Origin of the sequence: Streptomyces sp. NPDC093510 (assembly GCF_040683555.1) — a bacterium.
Lineage (GTDB): Bacteria > Actinomycetota > Actinomycetes > Streptomycetales > Streptomycetaceae > Streptomyces.
This window is the reverse complement of record NZ_JBFBEE010000025.1, coordinates 105,736-124,618: the sequence shown is the minus strand read 5'-3', so window position 1 is coordinate 124,618 and position 18,883 is coordinate 105,736. Positions and strand designations below refer to the sequence as shown.

Here is an 18,883-nt window from a genome sequence, read left to right as displayed (position 1 = left end):
AGCCTCCGTGAGATTCAGTACCGCCCCGAACTCATCGACGCATGCCTCGCCGCAACCGGCCTCACCCTCACGACATCACGCCCACAAGCTCAGTAGAACGGACAGCAGGAAGGGCGCGCACTGGGTTGGGTGGTACTCCCACTCCGGCCCGCGACCCTCATTGAACATGACGGTCCACTCCTCGGGGCTCTGCCCCTGTCGGCGCAGCCAGTACAGCATGGCGCCGCTTTCCTCGATATAAGCCCAGGGCAGGACATCCGCTCCGTCGCCCTCGAGCAGCTGTGGAGGCTTGGGTTCGACCTGCCACAGCTTGGCCAGGGTCTCAGCGCATTCCTTCGCTTGGTCGATGAGGTTGTAACCCTGGTGAGGGCATTCGGTGTCCAGGAGCCAGACGGTCTCGTCGAAGACTCCGCCTCCGTAGGTCTCGATGAGTTTCTTGTAGTCCTGTGGCAGGGCGGTGCCGAGGCGTCTCTCCACAGCCGTCCAGTCTCGTGAGCGGCGAGAACCCGTCGGGGGGACGAGCGCGGAGAGGCATTCAACGGCGGAGTGCATGTGGATCGGTGTTCCTGCTCTGCGGTGTTATACGGGCTTGGAGACGTTCAAGATGGTGACACTGTTGGTACTGGTGACGCCCTCGTAAGGGGTAAAGGAGAAGCCCTGGTTTCCTCGCGCCTTCAGGATGAGTAGGTGTTTTTGATCCCTGGTCGTGAGGTGGGTACGGCTGGATGATCTGGAGTGTGGGGGCTGGTGAGACGGCTCGGCGGTACTGCCAGGAGTGCGGTGATCCCCTGCCGCAAACGATGGTGGCGGAGGCGGTGTTCTGCTCGGGTCGGTGCAGGTCACGGCGGTAGCGGAGACTTCAGCGGACCCGGCAACGGGTGGCTGCGATGCAGCGGGGAGCGCAGGCGGAGTGCCCGGTGTGCGGGCGGTCGTGGACGGTGGGGGGAACGGTCGAGGGCGGCGAGTTTCTCATTGCTTTGGTGAGGCTGACTTGGAGTCCTTGGAATTCGCCGAGCCAGCCGTTCTCCCGTGCTCCTGCGATGCGCTCAACGAGGTTGCGGGTGATCTCGATCAGCAGGGGCCGCTGCTTGAGGGAAACTGGGTGGTTCTCCAGGAGCAGGTATGGGTGAAGGTCCTCGACGAGGCCGGATGCACCAACGTCGTCGTTGACTTGCTTCCGGCGAAGTCCGACGGGCCGCGTGTGACGGACACGTTGCTCGTGATCGTGACCGGCAGCGGTGACCTCCCCTCTCCGCCCGTGTCGGAGGTGGCCGCCACGACCAGCCGTTCGCGCCGCCTGAACCGAACTGTCACACCGGAGTCCACCGCAGCCGTACCCGATCGACTGCTGTGTCACGTTCGACCGTCCACCCGAACCGCGCATGCCGCATTGGCCGCCCTTTGCTGAGCGCACGGCCGAGCGGCACAACTGCATCGACCTGCAACTTCCACCCGCGCCCAAGATGATCCATGGGCGGGGGCGACAGTTTGCCGAGGTAGCAGTGTCTCGACGGACGAGGCCTCCTAACGAATACCGGCTGTGCAAGGGCTACCGCGAGGACCGGGGTGGTTACCCCGCCGTGGGGATCAGCCAGAGGTGACGTCACGTTCGTGGGCAACGGCCCACGTCCAGTACTCGGACACCGTCCGATGCACTGCTTCCTCACCGGTGGCTCGCGGCCCGATCGGAGCGGTAAGGCTCGTGAAGGAAGCCGGTGTGGTTTCCAGGAGAATGGCGTGGGTGCGTTGGTCGGGCACCCGGCCCGTCGCGAAGACGTAGGAGTCCCCCGGCGACAGCGACGCGGCTCCCTGCTCGCTGCTGACGGTGACCGTGCCGTGCAGGCCGCCCTTGAAGCTTCGCTCAACCCGCACCTGATAGAGGTCGGAAAGGATGCCGGCGATGTCGCGCTGCCCGGCACGATTCACGACTTCCCCGGCGAAGACATCGTCCGCGGTCCCGGCAACCTGCCTGGCATCTCGCACGTCGTACAGGGTCACCGCCTCGCCCACGCTGGTCGCATCTGCCGCATCGGTGAGGCGGTACACCCCCAGCACGGCTCCGGCGACGACCGCCGATCCGGCCGCTGCGAGCGCCAGTCGGCGGCGAAACATGCTCATGAGACTGCCTTTCAGCCCCACAGGGCGCGGTAGTTCTTGCGGTCTCGTGCGGTGGGGGCGCCGTTGGAGGGCATGTCGAAGGTGTTCGGAGCCATCAACGAGCGGTAGCGGGCCGGGTTCTTGTGACAGAACCCCAGAGCATGCCCCAGCTCGTGCGCAGCGATCATGCGCCGCGATGTACGGTCCCCGTACCGCTTACCCGCCCCGAGGTAGGCCTTGTTGAGGAGCAGGAGGTCGGTGCCGCGCATCCCCTTCCAGCGCCCCAGAACACCCTCTCCACGGCGGTCGCGTCCTGGACACGTCTGACCATTCCAGATCAGCGATCCTGCCGGCGTCGTCAGCGGGGAACTTCACCCGATCGAGGCCGCGCTGCGACCACACCCGGTGGGCGTGAGCACGCGCATCGTCGAACACGGACTCGTCTTCCCACGCGATTTCGCCGCTGTCCGCGGAGGAGCGGCCCCGTGAATCCCTCAGGCCGTTCATGCACTGCGCCGTGGCCGCCGCATGGGCCGATGCGGAAGGCACAGTGACCACAGTCAGAGCAAGCAGCGTCGCCATCAGCAGCACGGCGCCCGGTCGAAGCCGAAGATGCTGTACGTCGTGCACAAGATGGGCAGCACTGCCTGTTTGAGGCCGGACACTGGCAGCGGGGCAGGACCGAGGACGCACGACGCTCCGTTCAAGGAGAGAGCTGGGAGGATGTTCGTAGCGTGCCCGCCGCAGCTCAGTGATGCGCTGCGGGCAAGCACTGCCTCACCCGGATGAGGCCAAACCTGACCGGGACTGCCCGGGGAGCGGGCCGAAGCGAACTTGAACATCGGCTGTTCGTGGTGCCGCATAGGCGGCGCAAGCACCCTGGGACGCACCCGAAGGGTGTGTCGGGGGCGCGGCCCTAGCCGTTCTTCGACCCGTGCCACGACAGAACTCCGCCTTCACCGGCCGCCCGGGACGCGTCGGTCTTGTGGGGCCCGGGTGCGTCAGTGGTGGGTGAGCCAGAAGACGACGGCGGTGATCAGCCCGCTGCCGCTGCCGAAGCAGATACCGCGCAGCAGCTGGCTGAGTGCGGTACGGCGGCGGACCCCGGCCCAGCCGCGGAGGCGGCGGGCGCGGCGGGTGAGCGCGCGGCCGGCAGGGGCGGCGGTGTCACGGACGTGGTGTACAGCGCGGCGCCAGGGTCTAGTCTTCATGAATCCCGGGCAGCGGGATTGTGATCGACCTGATGACGGACTCAGAGAACCTCTGCCGCAGCTTCCGTTGGCTCTCCGCTCGTCAGCCGTACTCGCTCTGCAGTGTGTACTCCAAGACGGATCGGAACTGCTGACCGGCTGGTGGACAGTGCCGACGCCGCTCAGTGGCGCCACGAAGTCCAACGGATCGCGGAGGCCCTGGGACCGATCGGTCACGAACAGTAACCGCGCCACAACAATTGGACCAGAGCCCGCTCGGACCTCGACAGCCAGTGAGCATGAGAGGGCCGCCGCGGGGTGTGGATGACACCGGGGCGGCCCTGCTGGCGAAGGTGTCAGGTGGTGGGTGGGCGCAATGAAATGACGTTGTTGGGTGTCGGTGGGAGGCTCACTCCTGCGGGGCCCAAGGAGCCGCCTCCGGCGGCCGGGCACCCCGAAGGTTTGGAGAAAGTGAGCCAGGTTGCTGTAAGGGTTGGTGCGTCGAATGCCGGGGTGGGCTGGTAGCCCGACGCCGACCCCACGCCCGAATACCGCGACGGGAAGACACCCATGCAGAAGATCGCCCTCTTCGGACCGCCCGCCACCGGTAAGACCACCCTGGCCCGAAGGCTCGCAGCCGAGCTCGGCCACCCCCACACCGACCTGGACCACCTCCTGTTCACCCCCGACGGTCCGCTGCCTTTGGACGAGTTCCGCCGGCAGGCGGCAGAGGTCACACAGCAAGAGCACTGGATCGTCGAAGGCAACTTCTCCAAGCTCGCCGACGTGGTCTGGCACCGCGCCGACGTGCTCATCTGGCTCGACTTCCCGCTCCCCCTGATCCTGTACCGGATCGTCCGCCGCAGCCTCCGCCAACTGGCAGGCCGCGAGGACAGCGCACAGGCCCGGCGCCTGACCTGGTCCGCGGCGTTCTTCGCCCGCCAGTCACTCCTGCGTACCGCCATCCGAAAGCGCGCCAATCGCCCCCGCTATGCCCAGCAGGTGGCCGAGACTGCCGCTTTGGGCGTCGAGGTCGTCAGGCTCCGCAGCCCGCGAGAGGTGCAGCACTGGAGGCAGCGGACAGCGAAAGGGCCGGCGGATGGCCGCTCACGAGCGGCCCGGCGCATCACCGGCCCTTACTGGCTCTAATAAAAGCTGCTGATCATGAGACTGTCGGCCCGTCTGCACGTAGGTGTGGTTATGGGAATCCGTCGGTCGCGGCCATGGATCGTGTCGGACGAACTGTGGTCGCTGATCGAGCCGTTGCTGCCGAAGCCGGGTCCGAAGAAGGTAGAGGGCAGACCGGTAGAGGGCAGACCGCGGGTGCCGGACCGGCAGGCGTTGTGCGGGATCTTGTTCGTGCTCTACACCGGCATCCAAGGGGAGTCCCTGCCACAGGAGTTGGGCTTCGGCTCGGGCATGACCTGCTGGCGGCGCCTGGCAGCCTGGAACGAGGCCGGCGTCTGGGACCAACTGCACGTCGCGCTGCTGAAGAAGCTGCGGTCGGCCGACCGGCTGGACTGGTCGCGGGCGGTGGATGGATTCTTCGCACGTCCGGGCCGCCCGACGGGGCCCAAAAGTGGGCCCAGCCCGGTCGGCCGCGCGCGGCCGGGCAGCAAGCACCACGTTCTCACCGGCGGGCAGGGCATCCCGCTCGCGGTCTCGCTGACCGGCGGGAACCGCAACGACGTCACCCACCTTCTGCCTCTGCTCGACAAGATCCCGGCCGTGGCTGGTCTCGTCGGCCGGCCACGGCGTCGGCCGGACATGCTCTTCGCCGACCGCGGCTACGACCATGACAAGTACCGACGCCTGCTGCGAGCCCGTGGCATCCGCCCAGCGATCGCCGAACGCGGCCAGCCGCACGGCACCGGCCCGGGCATCTTCCGCTGGGCCGTGGAACGGACGATCTCCTGGCTGCACGGCTTCCGCCGCCTGCGCATCCGCTGGGAACGACGCGACGACATCCATGAAGCCTTCCTCGGCCTCGCCGCCTGCCTGATCACCCACCGCCACGTCCAACCCCTTTGTCAGCACCTCTTAGCCAGCTTGGCCTCCAGGTCGCCTGCTTCCTTGCCGTACTTGGCGGCCGCCTTTCCCTCCCCAAGAACTGGCATCACGGGCCGCTGCGTTGGCCTGGGCCTCATGGCGCGTGGCGGCAGTCAGCCTGCTCTTGACCGTGTTCGCGTTCTTGAAGTTTTCGGCGGCTGTCTTGGCCTTTGCCGCATTGGAACGCTTGCCTGACTCTTTGCCTCGCAGTACGCCCGCCTTCTTTTCGGCATCGGCCCGTGCCTTCTTCTTCCGCTCCAGCTGACTACGGATCAAACTCACGCTCACAAGCGACCCCTTCATCGGTCTCAGAACAACCGTAGGCGGCCTCACTGACATCCGGCCTGCTCATCTGCACCCCACACACCGACGCTGGCATTACCCATGCGCCACATCTGACGGCCTCGGCTGTCTGTGGCGTGGAGCGGAGAAGGGCGCGTCGGGCGGAGACGAGGCTGTGCCACCGGGTGCGGGTGGTGGTTTGGTAATCGAGCCACCGTGGTGCGGTGTGGTGGGCCGGCAGTGGGAGGTCGGCCGGCGCCGAGTGGTGGGACGACGAGGATTTCACCGACTACGGCCTGGAACTCGCCCAGGTCGACGACCTGCGCGCATTGGCGCTGTCATGGGCAGACGATCTCGCTACCCGCCTACCCGCCTACCCGCCTACCCGTCTACCCGCCGCAGAAGACCCTGAGTACAGCGAACACTGACCCTGCTGCTGGCGGGACGGCACGTTGACCGCCAGGCGCTCGCAGACGTGGCGGCGGAGCGGTGCGCTGCCCTGGTCGGCGCCGCGGGCACCTGACCGATGGGGACGCCGGTACGCGGAAGCTAGTGCCGTATCAGACAACCTTGTCCCCCTCTGTAGGGGACAAATGATGTGCTGGGCATGGCCGTTGCCGCGTAATCTGCCCGGCTGTGGATATGCGACGTGCCGATCGACAGCTCCGACTGATCGCTGAGGCCACGGAGGTTGCCGGAGCTCTGGGGGTCCCGGTGTGGCTTCGCGGTGGATGGGCCATGGACTTCTTCCTCGGCGAGATCACGCGAGACCATGAGGACATCGACTGGTTCGCCTGGGCGGACGATGCCGGGGACCTGGCGGAAGGCTTGCTGCTGCACGGGTATCAACCGATCCCAGGGCCCCCGCCTGACCTGCAGCTCGATTTCGCCAAGGGCGGGCTGGGAAACAGCTTTACGCTCCTGGGCCGGGATACGGATGGCCGTGTGGTGGTTGCCGGGGGCCGCTGGGCCGGTGCCCCGTGGCCTGCGGGAATGCTTGATGGCGAGCCGGGCCGTATCGGTGGTCTGCAGTGTGCGATCGTCAGTCCGCAGGCTCAGGTCGAGATCAAGCGGATGATGCCCGTTTGGGATCCCTCCAGGCCTCGACGGACCAAGGACGCGGAGGACATAGCCCGGCTGCAGGCGGCCCTCCGCTCATGGGGCAAGCGGTCTGAGTGACCTGGCGGCGGGCCCAGACGGTGCTGGGTGAGTGCGGGTCTTGGTCCGTGACTGGTCCGGAAGCGCTGGTCAGGAGCGGAATAGCGGTAGGAGAAAAAGAGAGGTACGGCATAGATCGGGCCCTGGCCTGACAGGGCCGAGCGGAAGGCGCCTGACAGGGAGAAGCCCAGTTCAGGCGCCTTTTCTCATGCCTCTAGAAGAAGCCGAGCTTCTTCGGCGAGTACGACACCAGTAGGTTCTTCGTCTGCTGGTAGTGATCCAGCATCATCTTGTGCGTTTCGCGACCGATGCCGGACTGCTTGTAGCCACCGAACGCCGCGTGCGCCGGGTACGCGTGGTAGCAGTTCGTCCAGACACGACCCGCCTGGATCGCGCGCCCCGCCCGGTAGGCAGTGTTGATGTCACGCGTCCACACACCGGCGCCCAAGCCGTAGAGCGTGTCATTGGCGATCTTGATCGCGTCGTCGAAGTCATTGAACGATGCGACCGAGACGACCGGCCCGAAGATCTCCTCCTGGAAGATCCGCATGCGGTTGTCACCCTCGAAGATCGTCGGCTGGACGTAGTAGCCGCCTGCCAACTCGCCGTCGTACTCCACACGCTGTCCACCCGTCAGCACCTTGGCGCCTTCTTGCTGGCCGATGTCCAGGTAGGAGAGGGTCTTCTCCAACTGGTCGTTGGAGGCCTGCGCGCCAATCATGGTGTCGGTGTCGAGCGGGTGCCCGGCCTTGATATGCTCGGTGCGCGCGATTGCCGCTTCGAGGAACTCGCCGTAGTGACCGCGCTGCACCAACGCCCGCGACGGGCAGGTGCACACCTCACCCTGATTGAGGGCGAACATCGTGAAGCCTTCGAGCGCCTTGTCCCTGAAGTCGTCGTTGGCCGCCCACACGTCGTCGAAGAATATGTTCGGCGACTTGCCACCCAGCTCCAACGTCACCGGCTTGATGTTCTCGGAGGCGTACTGCATGATCAACCGCCCCGTGGTGGTCTCCCCGGTGAAGGCGACCTTGGCGACGCGCGGGCTGGAGGCCAGCGGCTTGCCCGCCTCGGCCCCGAACCCGTTGACGATGTTGACGACCCCCGCCGGCAACAGATCGGCGACCAGGCTCATCCAGTAATGGATCGAGGCCGGCGTCTGCTCGGCGGGCTTCAGCACGACGGCGTTCCCGGCGGCGAGCGCCGGCGCCAGCTTCCACGTGGCCATGAGGATCGGGAAGTTCCACGGAATGATCTGCGCGACGACGCCGAGCGGCTCGTGGAAGTGGTACGCGATGGTGTCCTCGTCGACCTCGCTCAGCGACCCCTCCTGCGCGCGAATGGCACCCGCGAAGTACCGGAAGTGGTCGATGGCGAGCGGAATGTCGGCGGCCAGCGTCTCGCGGATCGGTTTGCCGTTCTCCCAGCTCTCGGCGACCGCGAGCTGTTCGAGGTTGGCCTCCATCCGGTCGGCGATCTTCAACAGCACGTCCGCGCGGGCGGTGACGGACATACGACCCCACGCGGGCGCTGCAGCGTGTGCCGCGTCCAGCGCTCGCTCGACGTCCTCCGCGGTGCCCCGGGCGATGTCGGTGAAGGGCCGGCCGTTGACCGGGCTCGGGTTCTCGAAGTACTGACCGCGGGCCGGCGCCACATACTCGCCGCCGATGAAGTGGTCGTAGCGCGACTGGTAGGAGACGATCGCGCCCTCGGTGCCGGGCGCTGCGTAAAGGGTCATCTTGGCTGGCCTCCCGGGGAAGGCTGCCCGCCGTTGGGCAGCTCTCACTCGGAGGTTAGGCGCCCGGACGTTGCACCGACGTTGCGTACCCGTCGGCGTACGTTGCGTGCCTCGGCGGGCGGGCACGCGTGCCCTGCGCCCGTGTGGACTGCGGGTCTGTAGGACTGCAGTCCACACGGGAATCTAGGGCGTCTTGCGGCTGGCCTGCGCGCGCTCGTATCCGGGCGACGAGAATTCGGCCTCGAGCTCCTTCAGCCGCGCCAGAACCGGCGCCGTCGGACGCAGCGCGGCCAGTGCCCGCTACACCGTCAGGTCGTCCTCTCCCCATGGCGCGTGCGCCCAGTCCGCCAGCAGATCAGGGTCATTGCGGTCGACGAGCGCCGCCCGCAACTGATCTGCGAGCCTGCGGCGGAGCCGCACCAGAGCGGGGGCCTGCGACTGCGGAAGCAACGGCCCCGCGTACGCCGTCGCGGCCGCCGTCACCGCACCGGCTCCCAGCCGACGCTCGACCGTGTCGACGTCACACTCGACGGGCACCGCCAACCGGTACGGCCGTGACCGCAGCAACTCGGCACCGAGCACCCGACGCAGCCGCGCCATCTCGGCCCGCAACGTCACTTGCGGCACCGACTCGTCCTCATACAGCGCGTACAGCAACTCGTCCCCCGACAGCCCCTCCGGGTGGCGGGCCAGCAGCACGACGATCTCGCTGTGCCGACGACTGAGCCGCACCTTGCGCCCACCCGCGAGCAGCATCGCCTCGTCCCGACCCAGAACAGTCAGTTCAACCTTTTCCTCCACTTCCAGCTGCGGTGTCAATAGGGCGAGTTGGGACTCCGCTGCCCGCGCGACCGCCTGCACGAAGGCGAGACTGTGCGGGTGCGCGAGCCTGTCCCCGCCGGTGATGTCGACGGCGCCGATCAGCCGCCCCGTTCTCGGATCGTGCACGGGAGCCGCTGCACACGTCCACGGCTGGACCCGCCGCGTGAAGTGCTCGGTGGCGAAGACCTGCACCGGACGGCCCACGGCAACCGCGGTCCCCGGAGCGTTCGTCCCCATGGCGGACTCCGCCCACCGAGCACCCGGCACGAAGTTCATCCGCCCCGCCTGCTGCCGCGCCATCGCGTGACCCTCGACCCACAACAACCTGCCTTGCGCATCACACACGGCGAGAAGATGCTCCCCGTCCGAGGCGAAGGGGCCCATGAGCTCACGGAACAGCGGCATCACTCGCGCCAGTGGATGCTCCGCCCGGTACGCCCCGAGATCACCGTCGGTCAGCTCGACCGTCGCGCCGGTCGCCTCCGGACTCACCCGCGCCCTTGCCGACCTCCGCCACGACTCGGCCACCACCGAACGCACCGGGCGGCAGATCGTCCCCGCATCAGTGAACCTTTCGTGGGCTCTGCGCACGACCCGTACCCGCTCGACGGGATCAGTTCCCGGTTCCAGGGCCACCCATGGATCGGTCAACTCGGGCCTCCCGGGACGGCGATGCGTGCTGCCATCGTCGCCCCGGAGGCGGAAGCCGACAAGGACGCGGTACGGGAGCCGAAGCGTTGTCTCGAATCGGCCGATATCTCAAGCGAAGTCGGCTCAAGCGAAGTTGACGAGGCGCAGGTAGCGCGACCAATCCCAGTACGGGCCAGGGTCCGTGTGGTCCGAACCCGGAACCTCATGGTGACCGATGATGTGCTCGCGATCCTTCGGGATGTCGTACTTCGAGCAGATGGCGGCGGTCAGCGCAGCTGACTGCTCGTACATCGCATTGGTGAAGTACTCGGGTTTGTCGACCCACCCTTCATGTTCGATGCCGATGCTGCGCGTGTTGTAGGTCCAGTTCCCGGCGTGCCAGCCGACGTTCCGGTCGCGGACACACTGGGCGATGTGGCCGTCCTTGGACCGCACCACATAGTGCGCCGAGACCTTCTTCGCGGGGTTCTGGAAGATGGCGAGTGTGTCCGCGTACGTCTCCTGCGTGACATGGATGACCACGTAGTCGATGGGATAGGTGCTGGGGCGGTTGGCCGCCGTGTAGTTGGAGGTGCTGGCGGGCACCCACTCGGCCAGGGGATAGTCGACCGCTCGGGCCTGGGCGGTCGCGCGGGTGGCGGGCAGAAGCGCCGCGGGAACGGCGGCGGCGACCGCGCCCTGCAGCAGCCGACGCCTGCTGGGAGAGCGTCTTACTGGATCCATGACTGGCCTGCCTCTCGGTGGGGGAACGGCTTGACTGGCGCTGTACTTGAACGCACCGCGGTGGTGAGGTCCACCGTGGCGGGGTGGGAAGTACGCAGCGCCGGTCTCGGGGCGGGAGGGGCCGTCCTGTCGAAAGGCGCTGGGTCTCAGGTGGGGCGAAGGTGTGATCCGCGCGGTAGCGAGGCGGCTGTCTGGCGCAGCCGCGCGTGCAGTCCGCGGTGCGTCTCGCGCGCGGGCAGCCACTCTTTGCGGATCTTCGCCACGCACGTGTAGTTCGTGTCGCAGACGTTGGCGAGCGGGGATTCGACGGTCTGCGTCGCGAACTGATAGGCGTCCAGCTCACTGAACCCATAATCACGGACCAGCCAATGGACCAGGTCGAGCTGGGATATTCGGAACGCGTCCTCAAGCGGTCGAGCCGAACCTGTCGAGATGATGTGCGTGTCGGACTCCAGCCGAGGCCAGGGCGTGCTCACCCCCTTCAGGAGCTCCACGATCACCACGGTGTTCATGGCGCACTCGACGGCGACCCCGCACGTTTCTCCCTCGCCCTGCCGGGCGTGCCCGTCTCCGAGGCTCAACAGCGCTCCTTCCACATTCACCCCCAGGTAGCAGGTGACGCCGGCGCGCATCTCGGGCGTGTCCATGTTGCCTCCGTGTGCGTCGGGCACGAGCGCCGAACGCACCTCCAGATTCGCCGGAGCGACACCGACCGTGCCGTGCATGGGGTCCATGGGCAGTTCGATCTGGAAGTCGCTGTCCCGAGCGCGGAACTGCGCGGTGCGGCGGGACCGGTCGAGCTGCCAGATCCACACTGTCTCGGGCAGGGGAGCCTGGAGCGAAGCCGTGGAGTGGGTGGACGTGAGGGCACCGAACAGAGGGACTGTCGTCGAGGCCGCCCAGTCGCGGGCCGGTTCGATCGACACGAAGTGGACGGCGACGGTGTCGCCGGGCTCAGCGCCCTCCACGTGGAAGGGACCGGTCTGCGGGTTCAGGAACGGAAACTCGCAGACTTCCGAGACGAGGTCCTTCTCCGAGCGCACTTTTCCGGCGAAGCAGTCCTCGGTGAACAGGTCGAGGACGGTGCCGGGAGTCACGCGGGCCACGGGTGGGGCGCCGCCGAACGTCCAGGCGTACTGGCCCGGTTCGGGACGGACGGTCAGAATCCGGGGATCACTCATCGCTGCGCCGCTCCACTCAGGTCTGGTCGGGTGGGCCGTCGGTCCTGCCGGGTGAGCCGTCCCGCAGGCTGGGCTGCCGGGCTACGGCGAGCACCGCGACTCCAGCCACCATCCACGTTCCGACGTCCGGGCCCGTGTACAGCGCAGGCGCGCTGAGTGCGGACGAAATCGAAGACCGGCGACCCGGCCGCCGTCAGCAGCGGCGACAGCAGTCGCCGCCCACGATGGAACGATTCCCGTCCCGACATCCGAATCCCCCGATCCGCGTGGCCGCTGCTGCCGCCACCACCGCCATCACCGTCGCCGTCACCACCACGGTGCTCACGCTGCCGTCAGGGCAGTGGCGCCCCGCGTGAATCACGGTACGGGGCGCGGCGGTTGAGGCGGAAGGGCGTCGCTTGGATCTGTGCATAGCAGCGTGATTGTGGATATCCCCACCACCCGAACGGGGGAGTGCTGCGCCCGCATACGGCCGCCCTTGCCGGGGCTGCTGATGTCTGCTGAGGCTCCTGAGCCCGCTGAGTCTCCTGATGCCCGCCAAGCTCGCTACCCGAGCCCGCCACCCGAGTCCGCTATGCCCGCTGCACCCGTCGAGCCCGAGCCTCTTACACCCGCTACGCTTGCCGGCCCCCGCCCCCGCCCACACCGACGCTCACGCCCGCCGGATCATCCAGCACCGCTCGTGCCACCGAGTGCGCTGCCCCCAGCAACGGCCCGTCCGGCCCGAGACCGGACACCGTCACTTCGCAGGCACGGCCGGCAGTGCGCTCTGCCAGCTCCTGGTCGAGCGCCGGCAGCAGCCACGGCGCGAGACGGGACAACGCACCGCCCAGCACGACGGCCCGAGGATCCAGCAGGTTGACCGCACCGGTGAGGGTGATGCCCAGCGCTGTTCCGGCGCCGCTGAGCGCTCGCCGCACTGATGCGTCGCCCGCGGCGGCGCGGTCGGCGAGGAGTTCACCCCGTTCGTCACCGGGGCGCAGGCCTGCCGTGCGCAGGACCGCCTCCTCGCCCGCGTACTGCTCCAGACAGCCGCGGCCTCCGCAGGGACAGGCCGGGCCGTCGGGGTGCACGGGCACATGCCCCAGCTCGCCCGCGAACCCACGCGTTCCGCGCAGCAGGCGTCCATCCACGACGAGTGCGGCGCCGATTCCGATCTCCGCCGAGACGTGGAGGAAGTCCTGGGGGGATGCCTCGTCGAGCCACAGCTCCGCGAGGGCGCCGAAGTTGGCCTCGTTGTCCACGGTCAGCGGCAGCTCGGTGGGGAGAAGTCGGTCCAGGTCGACGTCGTGCCAGCCGAGATTGGGGGCGCGGACGACCGTCCGGGAGTCGCGGGCGACAAGGCCGGGCACGGCCACCGCAAGGCCCGCGGGGGACAGGCCTGCACGGCGGGCCTCTGTACTCACCTGGCCCGCCAGGGCAGCGAGTTCCTTCAGTACAGGAACGGCCGAGCGCCCACGGTTGTCGACCTGCCGTACGGCGCGCGCACGGACCTCACCCCTGAGATCGACCGCACACGCCGCGAGGTGGTCGACCCCCACCTCGGCTCCGATACCGACCGGCCCTCGTGCGCTGACGGCCAGGGCGGAACCGGGGCGGCCCACCCGCCCCGGACGCTCCGGCCCAAGTTCGTCCAGGAGCCCCGAGCGGATCAACTCGTCCACCAGCGTGGAGACGGCGGCCCGCGTCAGGCCGATGCGGGATGCCACGGCGGCGCGGGACAGCGGACCGTGCGCAGCCACGGCGTGCATGACCCGGGACAGGTTGCGCCGACGCATCGCCTGCTGGGTGTCGGGCAGCCGCGCACCGGACGTACCCCGGCGCTCGTCGTGCAGCGGTGCGGTCATGCCTCGGTCAGTCCTCACTCTCCATGGGGCGCCCTCTCCAGGAGTGGCGCCGCGTCGGAGAGTACCCCGGAGATCCGTGACAGTGTCGCTTCGTCCCGCTCCACGGGGTCGAGCACGGGGCCCTGCGCCGTGCCCCAGCGTCGCGCGATCGCGCCGGGATCCTCACCGGTCAGCAAGCCCGCCGCCTGCGCCGCGGCGCCGAGCGCGACCAGTTCCTGCGCTCGGGGAACCTGCACGGGGCGTCCGGAGAGGCGCCGTACGGTCTCCTGCCAGGCCGTGCCGCGCGCTCCGCCTCCGATGAGCAGCAGGGGGGACGACCGATCGGCGTCCGGGTCCAGGACCAGGTCGAGCGCGCCGAGCAGCGAGTGCACGGCTCCGTCGTACGCCGCCTGCAGCAGCTGCCCGGACGTCGTGTCGTGCCGCAGGCCGTGCAGCACTCCGGAGGAGTGGGGCAAGTTCGGCGTGCGCTCGCCGTCCAGGTACGGCAGGAGCGTGACCGAGCCGCCCGGTTCCACGGCCTCGCGCTCCAGGCTGAGCAGGGCGGCCACCCGGTCGACGGCCTGCGTGCAGTTGAGGGTGCAGGCCAGTGGCAGCCACGCGCCGCGTGCGTCGGCGAAGCCCGCGACGGTGCCTGTCGGGTCCGCGGGACGCTTCTCCGAGACCGCGTACACGGTGCCAGAGGTACCGAGGCTGAGCACCGGCGTGCCGGGGTGCAGTCCGAGGCCCAAGGCGGCTGCCGCGTTGTCGCCTGTTCCGGGGGCCACCAGCGTGCCTCTGGAGAAGGGCAGTTCGCCGCCGCCCCGAACGGTTCCGACGATCTCGCCGGGGCGCGCGACACGGGGGAGCAGCGCCGGGTCGAGGCCCACCATGCTGAGGATGTCCTCGTCGTACCGTTCCGCTTCTGAAGCCCACCACCCTGTTCCGGAGACGTCACCGCGATCGGTGGTTCCTAGGCCTGTGAGGCGTTCCGTGAGGTAGTCGTGGGGCAGGCGCACTGCGGTTGTGGCACGGGCCGCGGTGGGCTCGTACTCGGTCAGCCAGGCCCACTTCGTCACGGTGAAGGAGGGGCCGGGAACGCTGCCGACCCGATGGGCCCAGACCTTGGGGCCGCCGAGACGCTCGACGAGGCTCCGGGCCTGTGGAGCCGAGCGGACGTCGTTCCAGAGCAGAGCCGGCCGCACCGGCCTACCGTTCTCACCGAGCGCGACGAGTCCGTGCTGCTGGCCGCCGATCGACACCGCGGTGGCTTCCCTGGCGGCCCGGCCGCACTGCGCGAGAGCCGTGCACAGGGCCTCCCACCACTCCTGGGGGTCGCTCTCGCGACGCTCGCCGGTGGTGACGCGGTGCGGCGCCTGACCGCTCGCGACGACCCGGCCGGTGGCCGCGTCGACGACCAGGACCTTGGTGGACTGGGTGGAGCTGTCCACGCCGACCACGAGTGGTCCCTGGGCCGTGGGCGCTGATGACATGACGCTCTCCGTTCCTGCGGCTGACTCCGGGTGCGCCCCGGAGTTCTTTCCCCGACACTTCCCAGCGGCGCCCTCGGATACTAATTTGTAAACGGCCATGACGAAATAGGTGAGGGAGACGTACATGAACTACCAGCCCACTCCCGAGGACAAGTTCAGCTTCGGTCTGTGGACCGTCGGCTGGCAGGGCAGGGACCCGTTCGGAGACGCCACCAGGCCGGCGCTCGACCCGGCCGACTCGGTGCGGCACCTCGCTGAACTGGGTGCCTACGGAGTGACGTTCCACGACGACGACCTGATCCCCTTCGGGTCGTCGGAGGCGGAACGGGAGGGCCACATCAAGCGATTCCGGCAGGCGCTGGACGCGACAGGCCTCGTCGTGCCGATGGCCACCACCAACCTCTTCACCCACCCCGTCTTCAAAGACGGCGCGTTCACCGCCAACGACCGCGACGTACGGCGTTACGCGCTGCGCAAGACGATCCGCAACATCGACCTCGCGGTGGAACTCGGCGCGCGCACCTACGTCGCGTGGGGCGGCAGGGAGGGCGCGGAGTCCGGTGCCGCGAAGGATGTGGGCAACGCGCTCGACCGCATGAAGGAGGCCTTTGACCTGCTCGCCGAGTATGTGACCGAGCAGGGCTACGACCTGCGATTCGCGATCGAGCCGAAGCCGAACGAGCCCCGCGGTGACATCCTGCTGCCCACTGTCGGCCACGCCCTCGCGTTCATCGAGCGTCTGGAGCGCCCCGCACTGTTCGGGGTCAACCCAGAGGTGGGCCACGAGCAGATGGCCGGCCTGAACTTCCCGCACTCCATCGCCCAGGCTCTGTGGGCGGACAAGCTCTTCCACATCGACCTCAATGGTCAGACGGGCATCAAGTACGACCAGGATCTGCGCTTCGGCGCGGGGGATCTGCGCAGCGCCTTCTGGCTGGTGGACCTCCTGGAGAGGGGTGGTTACGAAGGCCCCCGGCACTTCGACTTCAAGCCGCCGCGTACAGAGGACTTCGAAGGGGTATGGGTGTCGGCCGCGGGGTGCATGCGCAACTACCTGATCCTGCGGGAGAGGTCGGCCGCGTTTCGAGCCGACCCCGAGGTGCGTGAGGCGCTGCGTGCCGCGCGTTTGGACGAACTGGCGGTCCCCACCGCCGAGGACGGGCTGTCCGGCCTGCTCGCCGACCGTGGCGCTTTCGAGGCGTTCGACGTCGAGGCGGCCGCAGCGCGCGGAATGGCATTCGAGCGGCTCGACCAGCTGGCCATGGATCACCTTCTCGCAGCCCGGAGCTGAGCGCTCCGCAAGCGCGCCTTGCAGCGGATGCTCCGTCACCTCGCGCAGAGGGGTCGCCTTGCGACCGGTTCGAGGCGACTCTTGATGGTATGGCCATGCCGCCGGTACCTCCGCAGCCCCCTCCGCCGCCGCCCAGTGGACCGCCACCGGGCGGCGGCGGGTTCGGCCCACCACCAGGCGGTGGTTACGGCCCGCCTCCCGGCGGCGGAGGCTGGCCGCCGCCCCCGCCTCCTGGCGGGCCCTCAGGGAGGCGTAACGGGCTGATGGTCCTGCTCGCGATCATCGTGGCGGTGGGAGCCGTCGTCGCAGTGGTCCTGGTGGTCACCGGCGACGACGGTGACGGCAAGAAGGGACCCGCCGAGACCGCCGAGGAAACAACGACTGAACCCACGCCTTCCCTGAGCGTCCCGTCGCAGATTCCGAGTGAGCTGCCCACCGGGCTGCCCAGCGACGTCCCGTCGTTGCCCACCGACTTCCCCTCGCTGCCCACCGACTTTCCGAGCGACCTGAATTCGCTCGTGCCCTCCTCGCCCGCAGGCGACCAGGTCCCGTACTACCTGATGAAGACGGGGGACTGCTTCAACGTCGACAGCGGCAGGCCGGGGCAGGCGGCGAAGAAGTCGTGCAGTGAGCGGCATGACGCCGAGGTCGTCGAGTTCGCCGAACTGAGAGGCTCCTATACGACCGACGCGGCCCTGAAGAAGGCGGCGGCCGCTCTCTGCGAACGGCCACTGGAACGCAGGGCACGCAGCCAACCGTCCGGAACCGTACGAGGCACCTTGGTGCAGTACCCGGATGCCACGGGATACAGGATGGGCATCGACAAGGTCGCGTGCAGTCTGGCGGGAGACAGCGGCTCGGGAAAGCACAAGCTCACCAGGCCACTGTCCTGACGGAACGCCTCTTCGGAGCCGCCGCTTCGGAGTCAGTACTCCCGCGGGAGCCGAACGTACGTCACCACGGTCTCGACCCCGCTGTCCACCAGTCGCCCACGCTTGTCGAAGGCCTCGGGCCCGTCACTCATCCCGAAGTCGTTGTCGTTGATGAGGGCAAGGGTGCGGCTGTCGACCCTGGCCACCCCCTCGATCTTGTCGGGCACACCGTCGACAGTGTTCAGGTCGACCACCAGTTGCTTGTCGAGGACGGGCACTCCGGAGGCGGCGGGGTCGTCGAGCTGCTCCAAGGAGGGCCTTGTCGCGTCCTTGTCCCACTTGTCACCGAGGATGTCCGACCTGCGGTCCAGAGTGACACTCTGAAGCCGAGCGGCCTTGTCGGTGCGCTCCTGGACGAGGAGCCGGTCACGCCCGACGGCGACCACGGAGGAGATCTTCAGTTCGGAGGTGTCTTCCTCACCGGGGTCGACGACGTCCACAGAGTCGAACCGGTATGCGTACTCGGCGGTGACCGCCTGCTTCTTGGGAGAGAAGCGCAGCAGCCGTGCCGTGCGTGAAACGTCCCCCGCGTCCTCGTCCGGGAGCGACAGCGGACTCTGCACGGCCATCACGAGGTCGCCGCCGGGGAGTTGGGCGAGCCCTTCGAAGCCGCGGTTCGTCTTGCGGTGCAGCAGAATCCCCGGGAGCGCCTCGACCACCCGGTAGTCGGCGCCGCGCAGCTTGAGTCCTCGGGGAACGTAACGCTTGATGACCTTCCCGCGCGCGGAGACATGGAGCAGCGAAGGTCCGTACTCGTCGACCAGCCAGAAGGTACCGTCCGGGGCCCGCACGATGCCTTCGGTGTCCAGCCCGTTCGGGTCGTACGAGACAGGCGTCTTCGCGTCGTACGAATACGGGGCCTCGTCACGCCCTTCTTGGTTGGGCAGACCGGTGACGGGTCTTCCGGAGGAGGTCGTGAGTGGCAGTGCGGAGACCACCTTGATCTTGCCCCCACGGACGCGGATCTTCACGATCGCCGGGTCGAAGCCGGGTACCGGGAAAGTGCGACGCTTTTTGCCGGCCACCTTGATCTGACCGTTGGGCCCACGGTCGGTCACCGTCCAGAACTCGCCCTTGCGTCCCGTCGGGTAGAGGTCGCTGCCGATGCCGCCGAGATCAACGCCACGATCGTTCTTCACCGTCCCAGGGAGCAGCGCGTTGCTGAAGGAACCGAGGGGTATGTCTCCCAGGGTTGCGACTTTGGTGGTCCGTGCCTCGTGGTGGCCGTCGCTCGTCTGACGGCCGGTCGCGGTGCCGGCCACCGCGAGGCCGATGATCACGGCCAGGGGTGTGCCGACGGCTATGGAACGGCGGACACGGCCCATGCGGGCTGCGTGCGGGGACATCAGGGCCTCCTGGGGCACACGGGTTCGGTGACAGCGGCCAGACTTCGCCGCCGCCACGAACACCGAGGGGCCACCGGGTGAACACCGGGAGACGCGCCGACGGCACA

The 18,883-nt window shown here is 68.3% G+C and carries 15 protein-coding genes and 2 pseudogenes; 6 read left to right on the top strand and 11 right to left on the bottom strand.

Annotated elements, in window-relative coordinates:
• Nucleotides 1–75 precede the first annotated feature (75 nt).
• The gene (locus AB0N81_RS32805) at nucleotides 76–552 is read right to left on the bottom strand and encodes an SMI1/KNR4 family protein (RefSeq protein WP_365364793.1); all 477 of its coding nucleotides are present in this window, start codon (nucleotides 550–552) and stop codon (nucleotides 76–78) included.
• A 448-nt stretch (nucleotides 553–1,000) separates the two neighbouring features.
• Here AB0N81_RS32805 and AB0N81_RS32800 point away from each other — a divergent pair, with 448 nt between their 5' ends.
• The gene (locus tag AB0N81_RS32800) at nucleotides 1,001–1,408 is read left to right on the top strand and encodes a hypothetical protein (RefSeq protein ID WP_365364791.1); all 408 of its coding nucleotides are present in this window, start codon (nucleotides 1,001–1,003) and stop codon (nucleotides 1,406–1,408) included.
• A 179-nt stretch (nucleotides 1,409–1,587) separates the two neighbouring features.
• Here the strand turns inward: AB0N81_RS32800 and AB0N81_RS32795 are convergent, their stop codons facing one another.
• The 3 genes from AB0N81_RS32795 to AB0N81_RS32785 form a co-directional block, all read right to left on the bottom strand.
• Nucleotides 1,588–2,118 (bottom strand): hypothetical protein, encoded by a 531-nt coding sequence (locus tag AB0N81_RS32795; protein ID WP_365364789.1) that lies wholly within the window; start codon nucleotides 2,116–2,118, stop codon nucleotides 1,588–1,590.
• An 11-nt stretch (nucleotides 2,119–2,129) separates the two neighbouring features.
• Entirely contained in the window at nucleotides 2,130–2,366 is a 237-nt protein-coding gene (locus AB0N81_RS32790) for a matrixin family metalloprotease (protein ID WP_365364787.1), read from the bottom strand.
• 732 nt (nucleotides 2,367–3,098) lie between these two features.
• Entirely contained in the window at nucleotides 3,099–3,308 is a 210-nt protein-coding gene (locus AB0N81_RS32785) for a hypothetical protein (RefSeq protein WP_365364785.1), read from the bottom strand.
• A gap of 549 nt (nucleotides 3,309–3,857) precedes the next feature.
• Between AB0N81_RS32785 and AB0N81_RS32780 the strand changes: the two genes are divergently transcribed.
• From AB0N81_RS32780 to AB0N81_RS32770, 3 genes and pseudogenes are all read left to right on the top strand, one after another.
• Entirely contained in the window at nucleotides 3,858–4,436 is a 579-nt protein-coding gene (locus AB0N81_RS32780; RefSeq protein ID WP_365364783.1) for an AAA family ATPase, read from the top strand.
• Between the two features lie 51 nt (nucleotides 4,437–4,487).
• Nucleotides 4,488–5,279: pseudogene (locus AB0N81_RS32775) on the top strand (IS5 family transposase); the annotation flags it as partial.
• Between the two features lie 981 nt (nucleotides 5,280–6,260).
• Nucleotides 6,261–6,797 (top strand): aminoglycoside adenylyltransferase, encoded by a 537-nt coding sequence (locus AB0N81_RS32770; RefSeq protein WP_365364807.1) that lies wholly within the window; start codon nucleotides 6,261–6,263, stop codon nucleotides 6,795–6,797.
• Nucleotides 6,798–6,990: 193 nt separating this feature from the next.
• Here the strand turns inward: AB0N81_RS32770 and AB0N81_RS32765 are convergent, their stop codons facing one another.
• The 6 genes and pseudogenes from AB0N81_RS32765 to xylB all read right to left on the bottom strand — a co-directional run bounded on the left by AB0N81_RS32765 (nucleotide 6,991) and on the right by xylB (nucleotide 15,207).
• Nucleotides 6,991–8,514 (bottom strand): aldehyde dehydrogenase family protein, encoded by a 1,524-nt coding sequence (locus AB0N81_RS32765; protein ID WP_365364805.1) that lies wholly within the window; start codon nucleotides 8,512–8,514, stop codon nucleotides 6,991–6,993.
• A gap of 183 nt (nucleotides 8,515–8,697) precedes the next feature.
• Nucleotides 8,698–9,987, bottom strand: a pseudogene (locus AB0N81_RS32760) (GAF domain-containing protein).
• A gap of 123 nt (nucleotides 9,988–10,110) precedes the next feature.
• A complete protein-coding gene (locus AB0N81_RS32755) occupies nucleotides 10,111–10,710 on the bottom strand; it encodes a peptidoglycan recognition family protein (protein WP_365364781.1) in 600 nt (199 codons plus the stop codon).
• 146 nt (nucleotides 10,711–10,856) lie between these two features.
• Complete coding sequence (locus AB0N81_RS32750) at nucleotides 10,857–11,891, bottom strand: acetamidase/formamidase family protein (RefSeq protein WP_365364779.1); 1,035 nt, start codon at nucleotides 11,889–11,891, stop codon at nucleotides 10,857–10,859.
• 614 nt (nucleotides 11,892–12,505) lie between these two features.
• On the bottom strand, nucleotides 12,506–13,738 hold the full coding sequence (locus tag AB0N81_RS32745) for an ROK family transcriptional regulator (RefSeq protein WP_365364777.1): 1,233 nt from the start codon (nucleotides 13,736–13,738) through the stop codon (nucleotides 12,506–12,508).
• Between the two features lie 14 nt (nucleotides 13,739–13,752).
• On the bottom strand, nucleotides 13,753–15,207 hold the full coding sequence (xylB, locus tag AB0N81_RS32740) for a xylulokinase (RefSeq protein WP_365364775.1): 1,455 nt from the start codon (nucleotides 15,205–15,207) through the stop codon (nucleotides 13,753–13,755).
• A gap of 124 nt (nucleotides 15,208–15,331) precedes the next feature.
• Between xylB and xylA the strand changes: the two genes are divergently transcribed.
• Nucleotides 15,332–16,498: a xylose isomerase gene (xylA, locus tag AB0N81_RS32735; RefSeq protein ID WP_365364773.1), complete on the top strand. Its 1,167-nt coding sequence runs from the start codon at nucleotides 15,332–15,334 to the stop codon at nucleotides 16,496–16,498.
• 263 nt (nucleotides 16,499–16,761) lie between these two features.
• Nucleotides 16,762–17,391 carry a hypothetical protein gene (locus AB0N81_RS32730; protein ID WP_365364771.1) on the top strand — a complete coding sequence of 210 codons (630 nt, stop codon included), beginning with the start codon at nucleotides 16,762–16,764 and terminating at the stop codon, nucleotides 17,389–17,391.
• Between the two features lie 32 nt (nucleotides 17,392–17,423).
• Here the strand turns inward: AB0N81_RS32730 and AB0N81_RS32725 are convergent, their stop codons facing one another.
• Nucleotides 17,424–18,776 (bottom strand): esterase-like activity of phytase family protein, encoded by a 1,353-nt coding sequence (locus AB0N81_RS32725; protein ID WP_365364769.1) that lies wholly within the window; start codon nucleotides 18,774–18,776, stop codon nucleotides 17,424–17,426.
• Nucleotides 18,777–18,883: the final 107 nt, after the last annotated feature.

What these genes read in the sequence shown, in the direction of transcription:
- AB0N81_RS32805 (WP_365364793.1), bottom strand. Translation starts at nt 552, where the DNA reads ATGCACTCCGCCGTTGAATGCCTCTCCGCGCTCGTCCCCCCGACGGGT.
- AB0N81_RS32795 (WP_365364789.1), bottom strand. Translation starts at nt 2,118, where the DNA reads ATGAGCATGTTTCGCCGCCGACTGGCGCTCGCAGCGGCCGGATCGGCG.
- AB0N81_RS32790 (WP_365364787.1), bottom strand. Translation starts at nt 2,366, where the DNA reads ATGCGCGGCACCGACCTCCTGCTCCTCAACAAGGCCTACCTCGGGGCG.
- AB0N81_RS32785 (WP_365364785.1), bottom strand. Translation starts at nt 3,308, where the DNA reads ATGAAGACTAGACCCTGGCGCCGCGCTGTACACCACGTCCGTGACACC.
- AB0N81_RS32780 (WP_365364783.1), top strand. Translation starts at nt 3,858, where the DNA reads ATGCAGAAGATCGCCCTCTTCGGACCGCCCGCCACCGGTAAGACCACC.
- AB0N81_RS32770 (WP_365364807.1), top strand. Translation starts at nt 6,261, where the DNA reads ATGCGACGTGCCGATCGACAGCTCCGACTGATCGCTGAGGCCACGGAG.
- AB0N81_RS32765 (WP_365364805.1), bottom strand. Translation starts at nt 8,514, where the DNA reads ATGACCCTTTACGCAGCGCCCGGCACCGAGGGCGCGATCGTCTCCTAC.
- AB0N81_RS32755 (WP_365364781.1), bottom strand. Translation starts at nt 10,710, where the DNA reads ATGGATCCAGTAAGACGCTCTCCCAGCAGGCGTCGGCTGCTGCAGGGC.
- AB0N81_RS32750 (WP_365364779.1), bottom strand. Translation starts at nt 11,891, where the DNA reads ATGAGTGATCCCCGGATTCTGACCGTCCGTCCCGAACCGGGCCAGTAC.
- AB0N81_RS32745 (WP_365364777.1), bottom strand. Translation starts at nt 13,738, where the DNA reads ATGACCGCACCGCTGCACGACGAGCGCCGGGGTACGTCCGGTGCGCGG.
- xylB (WP_365364775.1), bottom strand. Translation starts at nt 15,207, where the DNA reads ATGTCATCAGCGCCCACGGCCCAGGGACCACTCGTGGTCGGCGTGGAC.
- xylA (WP_365364773.1), top strand. Translation starts at nt 15,332, where the DNA reads ATGAACTACCAGCCCACTCCCGAGGACAAGTTCAGCTTCGGTCTGTGG.
- AB0N81_RS32730 (WP_365364771.1), top strand. Translation starts at nt 16,762, where the DNA reads ATGGTCCTGCTCGCGATCATCGTGGCGGTGGGAGCCGTCGTCGCAGTG.
- AB0N81_RS32725 (WP_365364769.1), bottom strand. Translation starts at nt 18,776, where the DNA reads ATGTCCCCGCACGCAGCCCGCATGGGCCGTGTCCGCCGTTCCATAGCC.